21 protein-coding genes are annotated in these 17,834 nt (G+C 58.9%); 13 read left to right on the top strand and 8 right to left on the bottom strand.

Annotation, left to right across the window (positions count from 1 at the left end):
- The first annotated feature begins 73 nt into the window (after nucleotides 1-73).
- From HUU60_12055 to HUU60_12035, 5 genes are read left to right on the top strand one after another with little or no spacing between them, the layout of a single operon-like run.
- On the top strand, nucleotides 74-511 hold the full coding sequence (locus HUU60_12055) for a prepilin-type N-terminal cleavage/methylation domain-containing protein (protein ID NUL83435.1): 438 nt from the start codon (nucleotides 74-76) through the stop codon (nucleotides 509-511).
- 11 nt (nucleotides 512-522) lie between these two features.
- Complete coding sequence (locus HUU60_12050) at nucleotides 523-927, top strand: prepilin-type N-terminal cleavage/methylation domain-containing protein (GenBank protein NUL83434.1); 405 nt, start codon at nucleotides 523-525, stop codon at nucleotides 925-927.
- A gap of 4 nt (nucleotides 928-931) precedes the next feature.
- Nucleotides 932-1,534 carry a prepilin-type N-terminal cleavage/methylation domain-containing protein gene (locus HUU60_12045; GenBank protein ID NUL83433.1) on the top strand — a complete coding sequence of 201 codons (603 nt, stop codon included), beginning with the start codon at nucleotides 932-934 and terminating at the stop codon, nucleotides 1,532-1,534.
- Between the two features lie 6 nt (nucleotides 1,535-1,540).
- Nucleotides 1,541-2,611, top strand: a complete 1,071-nt coding sequence (locus HUU60_12040; protein NUL83432.1) for a hypothetical protein — start codon at nucleotides 1,541-1,543, stop codon at nucleotides 2,609-2,611.
- Nucleotides 2,608-4,128: an HD domain-containing protein gene (locus HUU60_12035; GenBank protein ID NUL83431.1), complete on the top strand. Its 1,521-nt coding sequence runs from the start codon at nucleotides 2,608-2,610 to the stop codon at nucleotides 4,126-4,128. The genes HUU60_12040 and HUU60_12035 overlap by 4 nt, the downstream gene beginning before the upstream one ends.
- A 43-nt stretch (nucleotides 4,129-4,171) precedes the next feature.
- Here HUU60_12035 and HUU60_12030 read toward each other — a convergent pair whose 3' ends face one another.
- Nucleotides 4,172-4,624 carry a peptidylprolyl isomerase gene (locus HUU60_12030; GenBank protein ID NUL83430.1) on the bottom strand — a complete coding sequence of 151 codons (453 nt, stop codon included), beginning with the start codon at nucleotides 4,622-4,624 and terminating at the stop codon, nucleotides 4,172-4,174.
- A gap of 129 nt (nucleotides 4,625-4,753) precedes the next feature.
- Between HUU60_12030 and HUU60_12025 the strand changes: the two genes are divergently transcribed.
- Both HUU60_12025 and HUU60_12020 read left to right on the top strand, forming a co-directional pair.
- Nucleotides 4,754-5,542 (top strand): hypothetical protein, encoded by a 789-nt coding sequence (locus HUU60_12025; protein NUL83429.1) that lies wholly within the window; start codon nucleotides 4,754-4,756, stop codon nucleotides 5,540-5,542.
- Nucleotides 5,542-6,615: a YjgP/YjgQ family permease gene (locus HUU60_12020; GenBank protein NUL83428.1), complete on the top strand. Its 1,074-nt coding sequence runs from the start codon at nucleotides 5,542-5,544 to the stop codon at nucleotides 6,613-6,615. Before HUU60_12025 ends, HUU60_12020 begins: the two co-directional genes overlap by 1 nt.
- A 3-nt stretch (nucleotides 6,616-6,618) precedes the next feature.
- Here HUU60_12020 and HUU60_12015 read toward each other — a convergent pair whose 3' ends face one another.
- Nucleotides 6,619-6,813: a hypothetical protein gene (locus tag HUU60_12015; protein ID NUL83427.1), complete on the bottom strand. Its 195-nt coding sequence runs from the start codon at nucleotides 6,811-6,813 to the stop codon at nucleotides 6,619-6,621.
- 118 nt (nucleotides 6,814-6,931) lie between these two features.
- Here HUU60_12015 and selB point away from each other — a divergent pair, with 118 nt between their 5' ends.
- Nucleotides 6,932-8,842, top strand: coding sequence for a selenocysteine-specific translation elongation factor (selB, locus tag HUU60_12010; GenBank protein ID NUL83426.1), 1,911 nt, complete (start codon nucleotides 6,932-6,934; stop codon nucleotides 8,840-8,842).
- A gap of 78 nt (nucleotides 8,843-8,920) precedes the next feature.
- Here the strand turns inward: selB and HUU60_12005 are convergent, their stop codons facing one another.
- Nucleotides 8,921-9,640 (bottom strand): outer membrane lipoprotein carrier protein LolA, encoded by a 720-nt coding sequence (locus HUU60_12005; protein ID NUL83425.1) that lies wholly within the window; start codon nucleotides 9,638-9,640, stop codon nucleotides 8,921-8,923.
- 100 nt (nucleotides 9,641-9,740) lie between these two features.
- Here HUU60_12005 and HUU60_12000 point away from each other — a divergent pair, with 100 nt between their 5' ends.
- The 4 genes from HUU60_12000 to HUU60_11985 are packed head-to-tail and all read left to right on the top strand — an operon-like array spanning nucleotide 9,741 to nucleotide 12,968.
- Entirely contained in the window at nucleotides 9,741-11,291 is a 1,551-nt protein-coding gene (locus HUU60_12000; GenBank protein ID NUL83424.1) for a long-chain fatty acid--CoA ligase, read from the top strand.
- A gap of 3 nt (nucleotides 11,292-11,294) precedes the next feature.
- Nucleotides 11,295-11,645, top strand: coding sequence for an RNA-binding protein (locus tag HUU60_11995; protein ID NUL83423.1), 351 nt, complete (start codon nucleotides 11,295-11,297; stop codon nucleotides 11,643-11,645).
- Between the two features lie 2 nt (nucleotides 11,646-11,647).
- Nucleotides 11,648-12,769 (top strand): cbb3-type cytochrome c oxidase subunit II, encoded by a 1,122-nt coding sequence (locus HUU60_11990; protein ID NUL83422.1) that lies wholly within the window; start codon nucleotides 11,648-11,650, stop codon nucleotides 12,767-12,769.
- 55 nt (nucleotides 12,770-12,824) lie between these two features.
- Nucleotides 12,825-12,968, top strand: coding sequence for a hypothetical protein (locus tag HUU60_11985; GenBank protein ID NUL83421.1), 144 nt, complete (start codon nucleotides 12,825-12,827; stop codon nucleotides 12,966-12,968).
- Here HUU60_11985 and secG read toward each other — a convergent pair.
- Genes secG through HUU60_11960 form a run of 5 tightly spaced genes read right to left on the bottom strand, consistent with a single transcriptional unit; the run spans nucleotide 12,965 to nucleotide 16,821 of the window.
- Nucleotides 12,965-13,201 (bottom strand): preprotein translocase subunit SecG, encoded by a 237-nt coding sequence (secG, locus tag HUU60_11980; protein ID NUL83420.1) that lies wholly within the window; start codon nucleotides 13,199-13,201, stop codon nucleotides 12,965-12,967. The genes HUU60_11985 and secG overlap by 4 nt on opposite strands.
- On the bottom strand, nucleotides 13,202-13,399 hold the full coding sequence (gene tatA, locus HUU60_11975; GenBank protein NUL83419.1) for a twin-arginine translocase TatA/TatE family subunit: 198 nt from the start codon (nucleotides 13,397-13,399) through the stop codon (nucleotides 13,202-13,204).
- 12 nt (nucleotides 13,400-13,411) lie between these two features.
- The gene (locus tag HUU60_11970; protein ID NUL83418.1) at nucleotides 13,412-14,245 is read right to left on the bottom strand and encodes a hypothetical protein; all 834 of its coding nucleotides are present in this window, start codon (nucleotides 14,243-14,245) and stop codon (nucleotides 13,412-13,414) included.
- Nucleotides 14,242-15,231, bottom strand: coding sequence for a TIGR03790 family protein (locus HUU60_11965; protein ID NUL83417.1), 990 nt, complete (start codon nucleotides 15,229-15,231; stop codon nucleotides 14,242-14,244). The genes HUU60_11970 and HUU60_11965 overlap by 4 nt, the downstream gene beginning before the upstream one ends.
- A 6-nt stretch (nucleotides 15,232-15,237) precedes the next feature.
- A complete protein-coding gene (locus tag HUU60_11960) occupies nucleotides 15,238-16,821 on the bottom strand; it encodes an N-acetylmuramoyl-L-alanine amidase (GenBank protein ID NUL83416.1) in 1,584 nt (527 codons plus the stop codon).
- Nucleotides 16,822-16,914: 93 nt separating this feature from the next.
- On the opposite strand from HUU60_11960, the gene HUU60_11955 reads away from it, so the two are divergent.
- Nucleotides 16,915-17,754 (top strand): pseudouridine-5'-phosphate glycosidase, encoded by an 840-nt coding sequence (locus HUU60_11955; GenBank protein ID NUL83415.1) that lies wholly within the window; start codon nucleotides 16,915-16,917, stop codon nucleotides 17,752-17,754.
- Nucleotides 17,755-17,834 lie beyond the last annotated feature (80 nt).

The raw sequence follows: 17,834 nt of genomic DNA, 5'->3' as shown, positions 1-17,834 counted from the left end.
GGGGGAGTGAAAAAAAACCGCCCCGGCGTGGAAAAGCCCGTTGGAAGTTTGACGAACAACAGGAGGTTCTGGCATGGGTAGCATAACCTATCGGAACAAAGGATTTACGCTGGTCGAGATGCTTGCCGTCCTTGTTATTTTGGTAACGCTGGCGGCTATAGTCGTACCGCGTTTTATCGATGCTGGCACGCGCAGCCGAGAGACCGCTTTGAAGGCGACGCTGGCTGAAGTGCGCAACTCGATAACGATCTTCAGGAACGACACGGGCTACTATCCGGCGTCGCTCAACGATTTGTCTGCAACGACCGCGCCTCAACAGGGCTATAACAAGCAGGCGCAGCTGAAGAACATCGATCCGACCGACTGGAAGGGGCCTTACTTGGATAAAGTGCCGAACGATCCTGTCGCCAAGGCCGCTTTCAAGTACTACACGACCCAAGCCAAGATGGGTCAGATCGAAAGTTCGGCCACGGGCAAGGCGAGCGACGGCACCAACTATAACACCTGGTAGGCGGTCGGCCCATGTTAGCTAAAAAGCGCCGATACGGCTTCTCGCTCGTAGAGGCGCTTTTGGCCATCGTTATTGTGGCCATGGGGCTGGTCGCGGTCGCCGCAACTCTGGGTTGGGTTACTCGAAACGGAGCGGCGATCCGATATCGCACCGTTGCAGCCACGCTCGCGGATAGCGAAGTCGAGGCGCTGGAAGCGAAACCGGCGCTGCCTTCGCAGAAAGCAACCTACATCAAGACCGTTGGCCGACCGGCCACAGAACTGCCGGACGACGCAAGAATGACAGTAACCTCGGTGCCGCATCCAAAGATGACCGAGAAGCGACTGAGGCACGTTACCGTCGTGATCGAATGGGGCGCCAACGAAGCGACGTTAGGAGGCAAAGTGGTCAGGGAGCGTCTAATTTGCCTGAGGTGAGCCTATGAGGAGAACAAGGGGCCTAAGTTTGATGGAGACGCTGATCGCGATGACCGTTACGATGGTCATCGCGGGCGTCGTTCTGGGCATCTTTACCCAAGGCGCAAAGGGATTCACCGATACGCAATCTCGGACGCTTGTCAACCGTGCGGTCGAGACCGCCGAGATCGAGATCGGCAAGATGGCGAAACAGGCTATGAATGCGGAGGTTGTAAACGGACGGTTGCACCTGACTATGCCGAAGGATACCGACGCCTATGGGCATCCTGTGCCGGTCAAAAATGACGAAGAGCCCGAGTACAGAGAGGGCGAGACCTTTGCCTTCTACCTTTCGAACGAGTCGGGAGACACAAAGGCTGTTGGAAACGTGCTCTGGATGGGACTGGTCGACAAGGCGGGCAAAATTACGCCCGACGCACAATGGAGCCTGCAGGGATCGACCGGAAGAATTTGGCCGATTACAATGTTCGTGCCGACTGTCGAGATCGGTACCGCCGGCATCTGCGTCAAGGCCGAAATCGAATCGAACTGGAAGGTAAAAGACGAACAGTGGATCGCGAGGCGATCGCTGGCCCAAAACCTGAAGAACGCCAACAGTTGGAGGTGAGCCAAGATGCGAAAACGAAAGGAGACCGGTAGCGCCTATGTGCTTGCTTTGCTCGCCCTCGTTGTTCTAGGCGGCATGGCCGCAGCGTTCGGGTGGGCCTCGCTGACACAGACTTCGCTGGCGGCCAAGCGAGAAACCAGGCAGATTCTCGAATCGATGATTCAGAGCGGCGTCCAGTTTGCGGGATGGGAAGTGAGATACAACAAGCGCGCGCTCCCGTTCAAAGACTCGTTTCAGCTTCAAGGCGGCGTGGTGGATGTTCAAGTGGACAAGTCGGACGCCCATGGCAAGAACGCTGTGGAAGCGATCGTTACCGCCGGATACAAAGGCGAATCGCTGACCCAAACGCGTATCATTTCTGGTCTGACGGTCAATCGCAAGCCCTCAGAGTTCGCAGTCTTCATCAATGGCAACGCCGTGATCGACAAAACGGACCTGACCATCGTTGGCGACATTCACACCAATGGCGGGCTTACAGTCAAAGCGAACTCGTCGATCTCTTCCGAAGGCGCCGTTACCTCTAGCGGCGGCAAGTCCGGCAAGATCAAGGCGACCCTTTACGAAGAGACCGGGTCCGAATCGATCGATGTGGAGTTCCCAGACATCATGGAGTTGCGGGCGCTGGCTACTCAAACCATTTTTGGCGGATCCAACATGCCGCTCGGCCTGACTCTTGTGGACGGCGAAATCTTGAACGTGCGCGGCTCGCTCAAGATTCAGGGCCAGTTGAAGGGCAAGGCAACGGTCGTGGTCGAAGGCGATCTGACCATTTATGGCGACCTGACTTATGCGGACAAGGGCTCGATGTTTACGTTCGTCGTTACCGGCGAGGTGTTTCTCTCTGAAAACACAAGGGCTGTCGGGATCATCATGGCTCAAGGCGCGGTAACTCTTGGAAACGGCTCCGAACTCAACCCGGGCAGCATCGCCCTCTTCGGAGGTTCGATCTCCTCAAAGGGCGCCGCTACTATTGTCCATGACTCGCGAGCTAATTTCGAGGTCTTCAGGAATGCCGGCCGAATGGCGATAATAGAATCAAAGACCGTGGAAGATGTTTTGAAAGCGATTGTTCCATGAAGCCTCGAGAATCAGTCATCGGCGCTGTGCCGCTCGTCGTCGCATCGACTTGCCTGCTGTTCTTTTTGGCTGGCAGCCTTCGGTCAGAGTTCGTCGCGGGCTGGGCGATCGTTCAGGCTGCCTTTCTAACCATTGCTGCGCAACGGTTACAACCCGCGACTGCGCTCTCCGCGACGTTCTTGGCCGCCAGCCTAGTGTGCGGGCTGCTTGCGCAACCGGGCGGATGGTGGATCGCTTTGCTCCATGCGACAGCCGCCTTTGCGCTGGCTCCCCGGCCGCTCCGAATAGCCTCCTTGGTTGCTGGAGCAATCGCTGTGGGTCTGCCCGAAGGCAATCTGCCCGATCTTTTCCAGTTCCTTTTGCGAAGTTCGGTCGCGATTTCGATTTTTGGTTTGGCGTCCTCCTTTAGTCTGGAGCGCGCCTCGTCGGAGACCTCAGCGTTTGAGCCGATAGACTTGGGCGACGATGAGCGGCACGAGATTGCGCCGGCGCTCAGCGTATACCTTCAGCAACATTTGGCCGATGTCGGCGCCGACGGCGTAGCCGTCTACCAATACGACGTGCGCGCGGGCGCTTTAGAGGCGATCGTCAAGTTGGGTTCGCTGCCGGACTTGGTCAAGCAGCGCGCCTTGGTGCAGTTGGGCGAAGGGTTGGTCGGCGCGAGCGTCGCATCGGGCAAGACGATCGCGTTCTACTCGCTTCTGAAGCCGCCGACCGATGCGCCAAAGGGCGTTACTTGGGAAGGCGCCCCGTCCGTCTGTGCGCCTATCTTTGACCCCGAATCGGCCAGCGGTCGGCCGTTGGGCGCTATCCAAATCTGTGGCGCCAACGTCCATCAGGCCAGTCTGTCGGCTTTGCAACAGTTGGCCGCTCGCCTGGCTCAAGCCTTGGTCGCTGCCCGCAAGAAAGAGGCCGAGCAGATCGCCAACTATCAGCGGTTGAGCAGCATCGTCGTTCAGGTCGAATCGCAAAGCCCCCACACGCACGGCCATTCGCAACGGGTAACCGCCATCAGCGAGATGTTGGCCAAGGAGTTGGGTCTTCAACCGGAACTGATCGAGAAGATCAAGACCGCCGCGCTGTTTCACGACATTGGCAAGACGCGCATCGACCCGCTGATATTGAACAAGGAGGGCGGACTGACGCGCGACGAGATCGCGCAAGTGCGGCAATACCCCTTGCACAGCGAGGATATTTGCGGCAACATGGGCTTCGACGCCGATACGCTGTTCTTGATCCGGCATCACGGCGAACGGTTGGACAAGAACGGCTATCCAGACGGGCTGGAAGCGGGCAAACAACCATTGGCGCTCCGCATTCTGGCTGTAGCCGATGTCTTCGACACGCTGGCTTGCTCTCGAAGCTATCGCGGCTCTATGAGCATCGACGAACGGCTAAAGGAGCTCTCTTCTTTGGCGGGCGTCAAACTGGACGTGCTGGCGGTGGAGACTTTGCGCCGCCTGCATATGCAGGGTCGTCTGATCGAAATCTATACCGCTGAAACTTCTGCGGCATAAACGCTATTAGGGCGCCAAGCAAAAGCCTGGCGCCCCGAACCGACTACTTTCTTCCGTCTTGAATCAATCGGGCGGAGACGATCTTATCTCCCACGGCCAGTTTATCCACCAGGGCCATGCCCGAGACCACCTTGCCGAACACCACGTAATTGCCGTCCAATCGGTGCGCGGGCTCCAGGCAGATGTAGAACTGGCTGCCTGCGCTGTCCGGGTCTTGCGTGCGCGCCATGCCCAAAGCATACTTCTCGTGCTTCAAAGGCGTGTTCTCAAACTTGATCGTCCACCCCGGTCCGCCGTTGCCGATGCCCTCGCCCGTCGCGCCTTTCGTCTTGGTCTGGGGGTCTCCGGCTTGTGCTACAAATCCGGCTACCACGCGGTGAAAGAGAATCCCGTCGTAAAACTTCTGATTCACCAGTTTGATAAAGTTTTCGGTCGTCTTGGGCGCTTCTTTGGTCCCGAGAGAGATGTAGATGTCGCCCTTCTTCTCGATCGTCATCTTGACGATCGTCTCGCCCGCTTTGGGCTTATACTCCTGAGTCATTGCCACCACCGTTAATAAGGCCATCATCGCGACTAAAGTCAACTTCATTGCGCTCCTCCTTCTTGAGTAGACGATTATACCGCCGTGCGGATAATGCATAATTCCGTCCAGGGAAGCATGGACTATCTCTTGCTGCTGTTGGTCGGCTGGGCGCTGGCGGCCTACTGGCTCTTCGCCATTGTCATGATGCTGATAGAAGGCGACTTGGATGTCTTTCAGTTCGCGCTCGCCGTACTCGTTACCCTTTGGATGGGTTACAACTCCATCAAGCCTCAATATCCCTATGCGAACTTGGTTTCAGCGGTCGTTTTAGGGTTGGCGTGCATACTCATCCCCTTTGCCAAGGCAACTGCCAACAAGCGTGCCAATGCTCAGGTCGATGCGGAGCTCGCGTTGCGCCAGATAGCGGCGACCGAATTTGATCCTAAGAACTTTCACGCTTGGGCCGAACTAGCGCGGCTCTGCTATCGTTATGGCCTGGTCGGCCCGGCCATGGCCCACATGCAGCGGGGCATCGATATTGCGCCTCAGTTCACCTTTGCCGAAAAGCGCGAGATGGAACGGTGGGTCAAAGAGCTTCGAGGCGCCCAGCCTCCTGAAACTATCCCTTGTATGGGGTGCGGGAAGAGCTGTAGCGCAGGAGAGCTTCGTTGCCCGACCTGCGGCGATTACGTGCTTCCTCCTCTATTGAGAGGCAAACTGATCACCGCGAAGTTGGGCGCGAAACTGGTCCGCGCATGGGCCGTCTTTGCTTTGGGCGCCACTGTCCTGCCAATCGCGGTCAAGTTTTTGCCCGCGCCGCTTGCTTTGCCTATCGCCCTGGTCGGCGCTGGTGCCGCGCTGTATGCCCTGTACAGGGTTCTGAGAGCCTGATGCGACTGCTCGATCGATACGCCGCGCGCGAGATGCTGATCCCCTTGCTGATCGGTACGTGCGCCGTTACCCTGATGCTGATCGGGAATCTCCTCTTCAACTATGCTCGGCAGCTGTTTGCCTTTCGCGCGCCGCTGGTTTCGGTCTTCCAGTTGGCGTTCTATCACGCGCCTGCGCTGATGGCGCTCAGCCTGCCGGTCGGTTGCGCGGTGGCCGTCTCGCTAGCGGTCAATCGCCTGGCGCGAGACAGCGAGATTACCGTCATGCGAATGGCCGGTATCAGCCTTCGCCGCATTTTTCTGCCTATGATCCTGTTCGGGCTGGTCGTCTCTGGCGTCAACTTTTGGCTGACCGAGAAGGTGGCTCCCCAGGCCGAGCGCGAGTTCAACCGCCTGCTGACACGGATTCTCTTTCTGCAATCCGCGCCGACCTCGGCGAACAATGTGGTGATGCGCTCGGGACGCTATACCGTAGCCATTGGCAGTGTCAGGAGGCAGGGCGACTTTGCGCTTTTGACCGACATTGCGCTTTTGGAGAACTTGGCGGAGGGCGGTTGGATCGTCGTGAGGGCAGAGGACGGTATCTATGGCGGCGGGCGATGGGACCTGACCCGCCCCACCATTCATTTCTATCACAAGAACGGCGATGTGTTCGACGTGAAGGTGGGCGAGATGGAGCCGATCGCGCTGAAGCCGCAGATTCAGGACTTCTTTTCCAGCCCGGTTCGACCCGAGGAGCTGACCCGTGCCGAATTGAAGAAACAGATCGACCGCGAGCGCGAATTGGGCATCGCAACGAGAGGCAAGGAACTGAGCTATCACCTTAAGGTCGCGATGCCCGTCGCCTGTTTGATCATGGCGCTCATCAGCCCAGCCATCAGCTTGAGGCTGGCACGGAGCGGCGGCTTTGTGGGCGTGCTGATCGCAATTGTGCTGGCGTTCGTCTATTGGAACACGCTTTTGTTGGCACAATTGGTCGGCGAACAGGGCTATCTGCCGCCCTTATTGGCCGCTTGGTCGCCGAACATTCTGTTCGGCCTGGCTGGGCTTTGGTTGATCGCGCGGGCTGAGTGAGCCTTAGACGGCGACTGGCTCCTTCTCTTCCTCTTCGACCAGGTTCATTACGGAGCCGGAGAAGATCTTGTTCAGCACGCTTTCCACGGCCTCTTCCACCTTTTCGCCCGGAAGATCGAGCGATTCGGCCACGTCGTTCGAACTGAGCCCGTCGGCAAACCGCCCTAAGACGACGCGCTCTCTATCGGTTAATTTCATATCTTTCATCGTTATCCTCGCTTCTGCTTTCCCGCGGGCAGTATACCTAACGCTTCTGGCTCGAGCGGCGAGGCCAGAAAAGTCTGGCTGATTTGCCTGGAGTGTAGAATCGGGGTCCATGATAAAGCATGCGATCGTGGGCAGCGCCGGTCATGTGGATCACGGCAAATCGACCCTTGTAAGGGCGCTGACCGGCATCGACCCCGACCGATTGAAGGAAGAAAAGGAGCGCGGCATGACCATCGACCTGGGATTTGCCGATCTGGCTTCGACCGAGGTAAGCATTGGTATTATCGATGTGCCCGGGCACGAGCGGTTCCTTAAGAACATGCTGGCAGGCGCGACCGGTGTGGATGCCGCGCTGTTGGTGATCGATGCCGAGGAGGGCGCCATGCCGCAAACTCGCGAGCACATGGCGATTTTGCAGCTGTTGGGCGTGGAAACGGCCGTGATCGCGCTGACCAAGATCGACAAGGTGGATCGAGAATGGTTGGAGTTAGCGCTGGACCAGGCTCGGGAATTGATTGCGGGCGGCCCCTGGGAAAAAGCAGAGATCGTGCCCGTATCGGCGATTGCGGGAGCAGGATTGGAGGATGTTCGAGCGGCGATTTTTCGCGCTGCGGCCGCGGCGGCGCCCAAACCGATAGACGCGCCTTTCCGAATGACTATCGACCGCGTCTTTCCGCGTCCGGGGTTTGGCACGATCGTAACCGGCACGGCGCTCTCGGGCGTTGTACGGCTCAATCAGAGACTGTTGATCCTTCCCAGAGGCGAGGAGGCACGAATCCGAGGCATCCAGAGCCACGGCAAGAACTTGGAGCAAGGAGTTGCTGGACAGCGCTTGGCGATAAACCTGGCCGGTGCGGACAAGGCTGTGATCGAGCGCGGCTGCCTGCTCGCACAGGAGGGAGCGGCGCGCGCGACCGCTCGATTTAATGCCAAAGTAAGGCTCTTAGACAAGCCCGTTGCGCATGGAGAATCACCGGATAAGCTGGCGCTGACGCACCAGATGAGGGTGCGCGTCCATGCCGGCGCCGCAGAGGCGCTGGGCCGGGTCTATCTGTTGGACGAGGGAAACTTGGGCACGGGGGAGGAAGGCTATGTTCAGATTCGCCTGGAATCGCCTCTGGCGCTGGCACAGGGGGATAGGTTCATCGTTCGGCGCTATTCGCCACTGACGACGTTGGGCGGCGGCATCGCGCTCGATCTACAGCCGGGCAAATATCGGCGGCGCGATCCGGAGACGCTGAAGAGGCTGAGAGGCGAGACGCAACTGAACCGGTTGGCGGCCATTTTGAGCGCGATGCCATCCGGCGCGGCTCGAAAGGAGATCCAGAAGTCGCACCCCGAGTTGACCGGCGAGGAGATTGCATCGGCGCTGGCCGAAGGGACGGCGATCGAGCTTTCGGACGGACGGCTGATTTCGGGCGCGATGGTCGAGCGGCTGGCAGGGCAAGCCTTTCAGAGCATTGCCCAATACCATTCGAAGCATCCCCTCAAGTCTGGGATGCCGATTGAGACTCTGCGCAGCGCGCTGAAGGCCGATCGGGCGACATTGGAAGCCGCGCTGAAGGGGATGGCGGGCGAAGGAAAGATCGAGCTCTTGAGCGTCGGTCGCGAGCGACGGGTTCGTCTCTCCGGTTTCGAGATAGCGCCGAATGCCAAGCAGCAGGCGCTCTTGACGAGGGTGATGGCGGCGCTCGATTCGGGCGGAGCGCAACCGCCTCCGTTGGGCGAGGTTGGTCAGCAGGTCGGCGCGCCGCCTCAGGCGATCCAGGAGATGGTCAGCCTGGGCCTGGAGTTAGGGCAGATTGCAATGATCGACGAAGGGCTGTATTACACGGCATCTCGGCTGAAGGAGATCATGGACCGAACTGCTGAGTTCATTCGGACGCATGGCTCGATTACGGCGGCGCAGCTGCGAGACGAATTGGGCGCCTCTCGCAAGTACGCCGTGCCGCTGTTGGAGCATTTTGACTCGATCGGCTTCACTCTTCGCCAAGGGGATGCTCGGACGCTTCCGGGGTAGGTTCAGGGGACTTAAGCAACGCCAATTTCGTTCCCTCCCCCCAATCTTCGATTTTGGGGGGAGGCTCTATACGGCCGACTACTTGCTTTTGCCTTGGGGGCGGACGGGCATCGGTTGCGCCATCTTCTGCTCCTTTGCGCCCGCCGGAGCCTTCCAAACGAACATCGAGTTGGGCAGGTCCTTGCCGATCGATTTATACGCGAAGTTCATCTCCATGCGCATCTTCTGGCCGGCAGCTTGGCCCTGTCCGCCGGGCATCGTGCCCTCTACCACATAGCGGTGCATCAGGTTGTCGTTGACCCCGATGTAAGCCCACATCTTATGATTGGGGATCGGGATCATAGAGACGTTGGTCGCCTCGATCACGTGCACCGGTTTGCCGTTCACCGTATCGCGCTTCACGTACTTCAGCTTGGCCGTTTTGTCCTGCGAAATCTTCAGCTGCGAGACGCCCATGCCCCCCGCCATTCCGCTGCTCTTCAAATCCTTGGGAGCCGGCTGTTTGGTGAAGGTGTTGGACGAGGCGTTGTAGCTATACATGAATTTGCCGTCAGAAAGCTGTTGCATCTTCATGGCGCCCATATCCATGTTAGCCTTCAGAAAGTTCGGGCGTTTCATGGCAAAGCTGCCGTTCATGTTCTGGCTCATAGGGCCGGTCATCTTCATCGACATGGTCATTTCCATCGACTTGAGGCCGTCCAGGTGCTTCTCGGTCTTGGCCATGATGGCGCGCGCGTCTTGAGCGCTGGCGGTTAGCAACAGACCGGCGCTGACAACGATTGCTGTTAGGGTTTTCACGTTTTTGGGGTCTCCTTAGGGTTCTGGTTCGATTATACCTGTCGATTTAGGCAGGATTTGGCCGGAGGCCGTCGAAAGAGTTGGGCAAGAGGTTAACGCCATGTTCTTGCACGAATCGATCGCCCGTTCCGCTCAAAGGCATCCCGATAAGCCTGCCGTTTTCTTTCGCGACCATGTTTTAACATACGCGCAACTATGGGGCGCGGTTCAGGCCGCTGCTGCCGGATTCCGAGACAACTTGGGCATCCAGCCCGGCGACCGGGTGGGAATCGTGCTGCCCAACGTGCCTCAGTTCGTCATCGCCTATCACGCGCTATCGCAATTGGGCGCGATCGCCGTGCCGGTCAATCCGTTGCTCAAGGCGCCCGAAATCCAGTACATTTGGAACAATGCGGGCGTCGTAGCGGCGATCACATTTCCCATGCTGCTGCAAGCCGTGATGGAAGCGAAAGGCGGCATTCCATCGTTGCGCGACATCTTAATTGTCGGCGCCGACAGCGACTTGCCAGAGGGAATCAAACCGTTCGATTCCATGCTCAAGCCGCCGACCGCTCCTTTGCCAAGCCCCGCTATTTCGCCGGAAGACCCGGCCGTTTTCATATACACCAGCGGCACTACGGGCTTTCCGAAGGGCGTCATGCTGACTCATCGAAACATCCTCTCGAACATCGAGTCGTGCCAGGCGCACTTGGAGTTCGGTAACGACGAGGTCATCCTAACCGTCTTGCCGCTCTTCCATTCGTTCGGCCAGACGGTCTGCATGAACTATATGCTCTGGCTGGGCGGGGCGATCTGTTTGGTCGAGCGTTTCACCCCGGCGCTCGTGTTAGAGAACATCGAGAAGCGGAGGGTTACGATCGCCGCCATGGTGCCGGCTATGTACGGCGCGATCTTGCAAACCCCGATGGAGCGGGAATACGATCTCTCGTCGCTCAAGTTTTGCGTTTCGGGCGGATCGCCCATGCCCGAACCGCTTCAACTGGCCTTCGAGAGCAAGTTCAATTGCGCGATTTTGGAGGGCGACGGTCCGACCGAGTGCTCGCCGGTTACCAGCGTGAATCCGATCCCCGGCAAAGGCTCTCGGAAGATCGGCTCGGTGGGCGTGCCCGTGCCCGGCGTCGAGATCAAGATATTCGACGATGACGACCGCGAACTGCCCCAAGGCGAGATTGGCGAGATTGTGGTGCGCGGCCCCAATGTAATGAAGGGTTACTACAACGATCCTGAATCGACCGCCGAAGCCATGCGCTCGGGCTGGTATCACACGGGCGACATGGGGCGATTCGACGAGGACGGCTATCTCTATATCGTGGATCGCAAGAAGGACATGATCATCGTGGGCGGCATCAACGTCTATCCGAGCGAAGTGGAGAACAGCCTGCTGCGGCATCCTGCGGTCGCCGATGTCGCCGTGATCGGTCTGCACGACGCCGAGCGCGGCGAGATCCCGTGCGCCGTGATCGTGCCCAAACCGGGCGTCGAGGCGGACGCAAAGGAGATCATGGCCTGGTGTCGGCATCAAATGGCCATCTACAAGGCTCCGCGCCAGGTAATCTTTCGGACGGAACTGCCCCGCTCCGCGACCGGCAAGGTCGTTAAGCGCTTGCTGAAGAAAGAGTTGGAGATGGAGCAGGGAATGACCGAGGAGTAAACTATGTTTGCGCTCAACTTTTACTCAGACCTTTATGGCGATCTGTTGCGAAACTGCCGCAAGACCGTAACGATCCGTTTAGGCGATAAATCCGACAAATACTCGACTGGGCAGGTCGTTTGGGTGACCCTTGGCCAGCGATTTGGCCGCCGACGAAAGCTTTACACGGCGATTCTCGATCGAGTGGAGGTCAAACCGATCCAAGACCTAACGCCGCGCGACATCGAGCGAGAGAACTCCGAGTTTAGAAACTACGAAGAGGTCGCCTCGCTGATGGAGCGGCTTTACGATCGGCCGATCTTGCCAACGGACACGGTAACCGTCATCTACTTCTCTCGAATCGACGAAGATTAGGCATGATTCAGCGCTGGCTGGTCGTTGCGGCGGTCGGATTGCTGGCGGTCGCAACGATTACCGGCATTGCGCTTCTGTTCGGCTACCAGCCCGACGCCCCGAGAGAATCGGTGTTGGCGATCGAGGAGCGTTGGGGCTGGCTGCGGCGGCTCCACCACGCTTCCAGCGGCGGGCTGCTGGTCGCGCTGTTAGCGCTTTTGGTCGCCAGGTTCTGGCACAAGGAGTTTGGCGCCGCTTGGCTAGCGGGCCTTGTCTGTTTGGGGCTTGCGTTGTCGTTTCAGCTGACCGGTCATGCGCTGCCTTGGGACGCCCATGCCGAATCGACGACGGCAACGGAGATCGGGATCGTGTCGGAGATGCCGGTAGTGGGCGGGCTGAAGGCGAGGTTTCTTCAGGGCGGCGAGGAGTTTGGGGATCATACGGTTCAAGTTTGGTACCGTTTTCACGCAGTCTGGCTGCCGCTGATATCGGTGTTGTTCTTAGCGTATCTGGCGCGAAGGGCGAAGCCTAACCTCGATTGGCAAGGCGCGGTCGTTGCGATTCTGCTGCTGGCGCTGTTCTCTATCAAGCCGCTCAGCGTTGGGGACAGCCTATCCGACTCGCCCGGCTACTATGCTCAGCCGGAGTGGTATGTGCTGCCTCTTCACGCGCTCTATCGTTTGACGGGCGGCGGCATGATTTATTGGCTGGCGATCTTGGGCTGCCTGGCTTTCCTTGTTGCTCTTCCGGCCTTTGCTCATCGTATCCACCGAGCTGTCTGGAGCTTAGTCGCCCTGGCTGTGCTGGGTTCGATGTCGGCCATTTGCATCTGGGCGATCCAGCCAGCGCCTCGGCAATCAAAAGACCCGCCTGCCGTCCTGACAAAGGACGCCAGCCTTGCAGAGCAGGGCCAACGCCTCTACGCTCAGCATCGCTGTTCGCGCTGCCATGCGATCGAGGGTCAAGGCTCGCGCCGGGGGCCGAATCTCACCAAAGTGGGCGAGAAGCGGCCGGACAGAGATTGGCACGTGCGGCACCTTCAGAACCCTTCTCAAGTTTCGCCAGGTTCTACGATGCCCTCTTTTCGCCGTTTGCCCGAATCAGAGCTGAGGGCCTTGGCCGAGTATCTCGTAAACTTGCGTTGAAGCCTCGGCGGCGTCTCGCCAATAATCATTTGGGGAGGATCGAAACCGAATGTGGATGGCAGGGATAGCAATCTACGTTGTAGCCTGTGTGGCGTTTTACATCTGGATCGTCACGCGGAAGGACGAGTCTGAAGGCCAGATTAGCCAAGAGCGCTGGGTCTTAGAGCCAATAGACTACGACGACCGTCGCGCGGCCTAGTGTTTTGGCCAGTAGGTTACGACCGTCGTGAGTACGAAGAATGCGATGGCCAGGTAGAGCGTCCAGCGCGAGACAAAGTCTTCAAATCCGGGCTTGGCCTTGGCGTAGCCGCCCGTTGCGCCGCCGCCCATAAAGATGCCTTCCGATTTGGCCGTCTGCGCCGTTACCAGGCCGATGAAGGTGATCATAACCAGCACGTCCAGACCTACCAGAATGTAATAAACGATGTTCATCTAGAACCTGTCTCCCCGATCGTATCTCTCTTCAAACGGCTCTTCTAGCGAGCGCGTTACGTCTTCGCCGGCTTTCTTGAACTCTCTCAGGGTTTTGCCCAGCGAGCGTCCGATTTCTGGCAGCTTCTTTGGCCCGAAAACCAATAGGGCCAACACCAGCACGACCATCAGTTCTTGAAATCCAATGCTGCCAAACATCGCTTTGCCTCCTCACATCAGCGCCTCGACATCCGCTCGTTTCAGCTGCCCTGCGCCCAATGTAGCCGCGTTGGCCGCTCCTGCCGCCACCGCCCATTTTGCCGCTTCCAAAGGGTTCTTGCCCTCCGAGAGCGCCCATAGATAGGCACCGAGCGCGGCATCGCCAGAGCCGACTGCGCTTGTATAGTTTACCTCAGGCGCCGGAAAATGCGCCCAGGCTCCCTTATAGTATAGGTCTAATCCCTGCCCGCCTCGCGTAACCATGCACTGCTCAAACTTGGGCGGCTCATCGCAAAACTCCTCTGCGTTGGCCTTAATCAGGCTTCGACCGCGCCTCAGGTTTTTGACGACCGTTCTTAACGCAGGTCCGCTGGTATCGATGGCAACGAACGCATCGCCCGCCGCTTCGGCGCACTGCAGATAGAAGTCGTCCGGCAATCCTGGGGGCAGGCTGCCACAGAGCGCGACGTAATCGGCTTTTGTGCCGGCGATAATCTTCAAGAGCGCCGCTCCGTCCGTAACGGGCTGGCCAGGGTCGTTGTATTTCTGCTCCAAGCCGGGCGCTAAGAGCGTCAGACAGACCCTTGGTTCGCCTTCTCGGCCCAGGAATTCTGAACGAATCCCGCGCTGTTGCAAGTCCCTGTGAAACCAATCGAGCGGGCCGGAGAAAAGCCCTGTCGCTATGGCCTCGCCGCCCAGCGCGACAAAGGCTTGCGCGACGTTGACCCCCTTGCCTCCGCCGCATATCAAGGATCGTTCGGAGCGTTGAACGGCCGATGCGCCAAGGCTGGCAACTTGCATGGTAACGTCGATCGAAGCGTTTGGGGTTACGGTCAGCAGCTTCATTTAGCGAAGGGAGCGCACAGCGGATCGCCGATCACCAAGTCCTTCCAAAGCAAGAACGGCGAGGCGGCGTAGAAACTCTCGGCCAGGTTGCGCCCGGCAGTGTACCGTTCGAACAGGATGGCCGCACGACAGAGCGCCTCGGCATACGGCTCGGAGACATAGCCTTTGACGCCCGTAACGCCCGATTCGATTAAATCGGCGATCAGGCTCTGGCCCTGATCCGTGCGCTTGAACGTGCGCGCGCTGGTGGATACTGCCGTTTCGGCAATGGCGCCGGGATAGAAGCGCAACCGCCGATAGCGAGCCTGAGCAAAGTGAGCGTCGTTGCTGCCCCAAGAGTAGTAACCCATCAGATCGCCGCGGTCGCCCAGAAAGTCCTTGGTCTGATCAAAGATCACCTCAAAGCCTTTCTGTTTCAACAGGCGGGCCGCGCTTTGCATGCTGCTATTCACCAGATCGTAGCTGCCGCCCTTGCGCGTGGGGTCTTGATCCAGCATAAAGATGCCCTTCTTTTGCTTGGCTTTTTTGGAGTTATCGACCAGCCGGATCGCATGGTCGGCCAGATAGCCGTCCAAGCGGGTTGCCAGGTGAAATCCGGTCTTCTTGCGGCTGAAGGCTCCTTTAGAATCGAAGAAAGGATTGAAATGCCATTCGGTAACGCCGCGTCTGAAGGGAAGTCGCATGGGAGCGACCATCAGCGCGGCGTCCACAGAGAAGCCACCTTCGCGTATGCGTATCGGAATGCCCTTGGTCAGCACCAGATAATCGACCGTCTCGTAAAGGTCGTGCTTGCGAAGGTGTTGAAAGACCGCGTTCTCGATGTTGCGGCGATATTCGTTCAGCGGCACTTCTTCGGAGGAGGCGCACTGGATGTTGATTCTTTGCTTGGCGGGCAGGGAGTAAGCGTCGCCGTACTTCTTGGCGATCTGGCGCGAATCGAAGCTGCGTTCGTTCGCAATGACGACGACGTTGGTTGGAGGCTTCATGCGGGACTAATCGTCGCCGACGTACTTTCGCACGCCTCGCGCGATCGCATCGGCGATCTTGTCTTGAAACTTGGGATCGACCAACTTCGCACGGTCGCCGTCGTGGTTGATATAGCCCACCTCGATGAGAACTGCCGGTACTGACGACGTGCGCAACACGGCCAAACCGCTTTGGTAGAGCACGGAATCGGACCGAACGCCCCTGGACGGCAATCCGCTGACCGCGACGATCTCCTTTAGGATGGCCTGCGCCAGTGCTCGACTGTCGGCGTCGTCCTTATGATAGTAGATCGTGGTGCCGCTGGCCGAGTTTGGCCGCGGGGTCGAATCGGCATGGACAGAGATGAAGAAGTGCGCGCCCGAGTCGTTGCTCAAAGTGGTGCGCTCGTACAGACCGACATCTCGATCGCCCGCGCGGGTCATTAGAATGCTCGCGCCGGTGTGCCCTAATCGTTGCGCCGCTTTCGAGGCGATATTTAAGGTGATGTCCTTCTCGAACACGGTCTTGCCTTGATGCACGGCTTTGGCTCCCGGCTGACCGCCCCCATGCCCCGGATCGATCGTCACGATCTTGTCTCGCATCTTGCCGCCTGCGTTTCGCGGCACGGTAAAGTGCAGCGATACGTCCTGCGCCCCGGGCAAGAATCGGACCGCGGCCGCACGGCTTAGTTCCACTATCAGTCGCCCCGTGCCTGCAGAGCCGGGCGCCATGCTGATCGCGCGCACTAAGCCGTTTGGATCGGAAAACTCTTGTCGAACGGCTTCAGCCAATGTGAGCGGGCCGATCTCGACCGACACTTGTTCGGGGCTTTCGCCAAAGGCGAATTTGGGCTTCTGCCCGGCGTTGAGCGGCATTCGCACCCAGGCGCTGCCGTCGGCATTCTCTACCACCGGCAGGATGGGCGCAAACTCGGTCGGATCGGTCTCGACGACGGTAACTTCGGCTACAGCGACGGTCGTCGGCAAGGCAACGATGCGCTCCGTTCCGCGCGCGCGGCTTGGCGGCTGGTTGGGCGCGGCGCCTGTCAATTCCACAACAATTCTCGCTGTATCGATTGCGAACTGCCCGGTGCGCACTTTGAATTCGGTCGCGACCTCTATCTCTTTGTCGGGCAGTCGGCAACCTTTGAAATCGATCACCAATCGGTCGGGATTGCGGACTAGAAAGGCGTTCGATTCGACCGGCAGGCTGGTGGTCGCTTTCAGTTTTCCATCGCTGACTTCTATAGAGGTCAGCGTTGCAAAGCACTTGAGCTCGGACCCGTCCCAAACGGTCGAGACGCCTTGGTCTTTGAGGGCCTCGCGCAATGGCAGGCAGGCGATTTTGATCTCTTGACCGGAGGATTCGGGCACGGCCAGCACCCTAGCGGCGTACTTTCGGTTGCCGATGAGAACGGCGCTGCCGTTGTCGACCAGTTTGGCCGTCAGCTTTGCCTTTTCTGCATGGATGATGGGCAGCCAGCACTCGTCGCCCAGGCGCACAGCGCCGGGATCGACCGCCAACGAGCGATCGAACCAAACGACCCGCGCCTCGGGATTGCCGTGCGCAATGGCCAGAACCATCAGGCACAGAAGCGCCAACCTACCCAAGCGAGCGCCCTCCATAGACCTCCATTATGACCTATAACGGTTTCTAAACCTTACGAACGGGCGTCTGGATGGTTCGGCTGGTAGACTTTCGCAATGGGAAAAGTAGCGCTTGAGACCGCCGTACTTACACACGGATTGCCCGAATCGGTGGCTGTTGAGTGCGCTCTATCCTGCGAAGCCGCAGTGCGCGAAGGCGGAGGCGAGCCGGTTACGATCGGTATTTTGAAGGGGGAGCCGGTGATCGGGCTGTCGGAAGAACAGATCAGGCTCTTGGGCGGCGAGCCAGGCTCTGACAAGGCCAGCCTGCACAATTTGCCGATTATCTTGGCGCGAAAGCGGTCTGCCGGCACGACGGTCGCTGCGACGCTCTTTTTGGCCGCTCAAGCGGGTATCGGCGCGATGTCGACGGGAGGCATCGGCGGCGTGCATCGGGGCGGCGGAGACGATGTGAGCAGCGATTTGACCCAGTTGGCAACCACCAGCGCGATCGTGGTGTGCAGCGGGGTCAAGATCGTGCTGGACGTACGCCGCACCCGCGAGCGATTGGAGACGCTGGGGATTACGCTGCTCGGTTGGCGCGTCGAGCGGATGCCGGGCTTCTATTGCGCCGAGACGGACGAAAGGGTGGACGCAATGATTGAAACGCCGCGAGAAGCCGCCGAAATCCTATCGGCAAAACGCCGAGCCGGATTGCCGGGCGCGGTGATTGTGGCCGTGCCGCCGCCGATGCCGATGGATCGAGATCGCATTGAAAGCATTGTCGAAGATGGATTTAGGAAAGCCCCTTCGGGGCCCGAACAGACGCCGTACATGCTTGAGTATGTGAGCCAGATGACCGAGGGCGAGTCGATGGCGGCGAACATCGCCCTTCTGTGCAACAACGCTCGCATCGCCGGCCAAATCGCAGTTGAGCTAGGCTCGATTCGTACCTAAAATTGTGCTACAAATGGAAAAAATCCCGTTCGCGGGTTCCTAGGTTTTGTTTCCCTCCCCAATCTCGAAACAGGCTTTGC

The organism is Armatimonadota bacterium, assembly GCA_013359125.1.
In the GTDB taxonomy this organism is placed as follows: Bacteria; Armatimonadota; Fimbriimonadia; order Fimbriimonadales; family GBS-DC; genus JABWCR01.
Note: the sequence above shows the minus strand (reverse complement) of the source record. Positions and strands in the feature narration are given on the sequence as shown.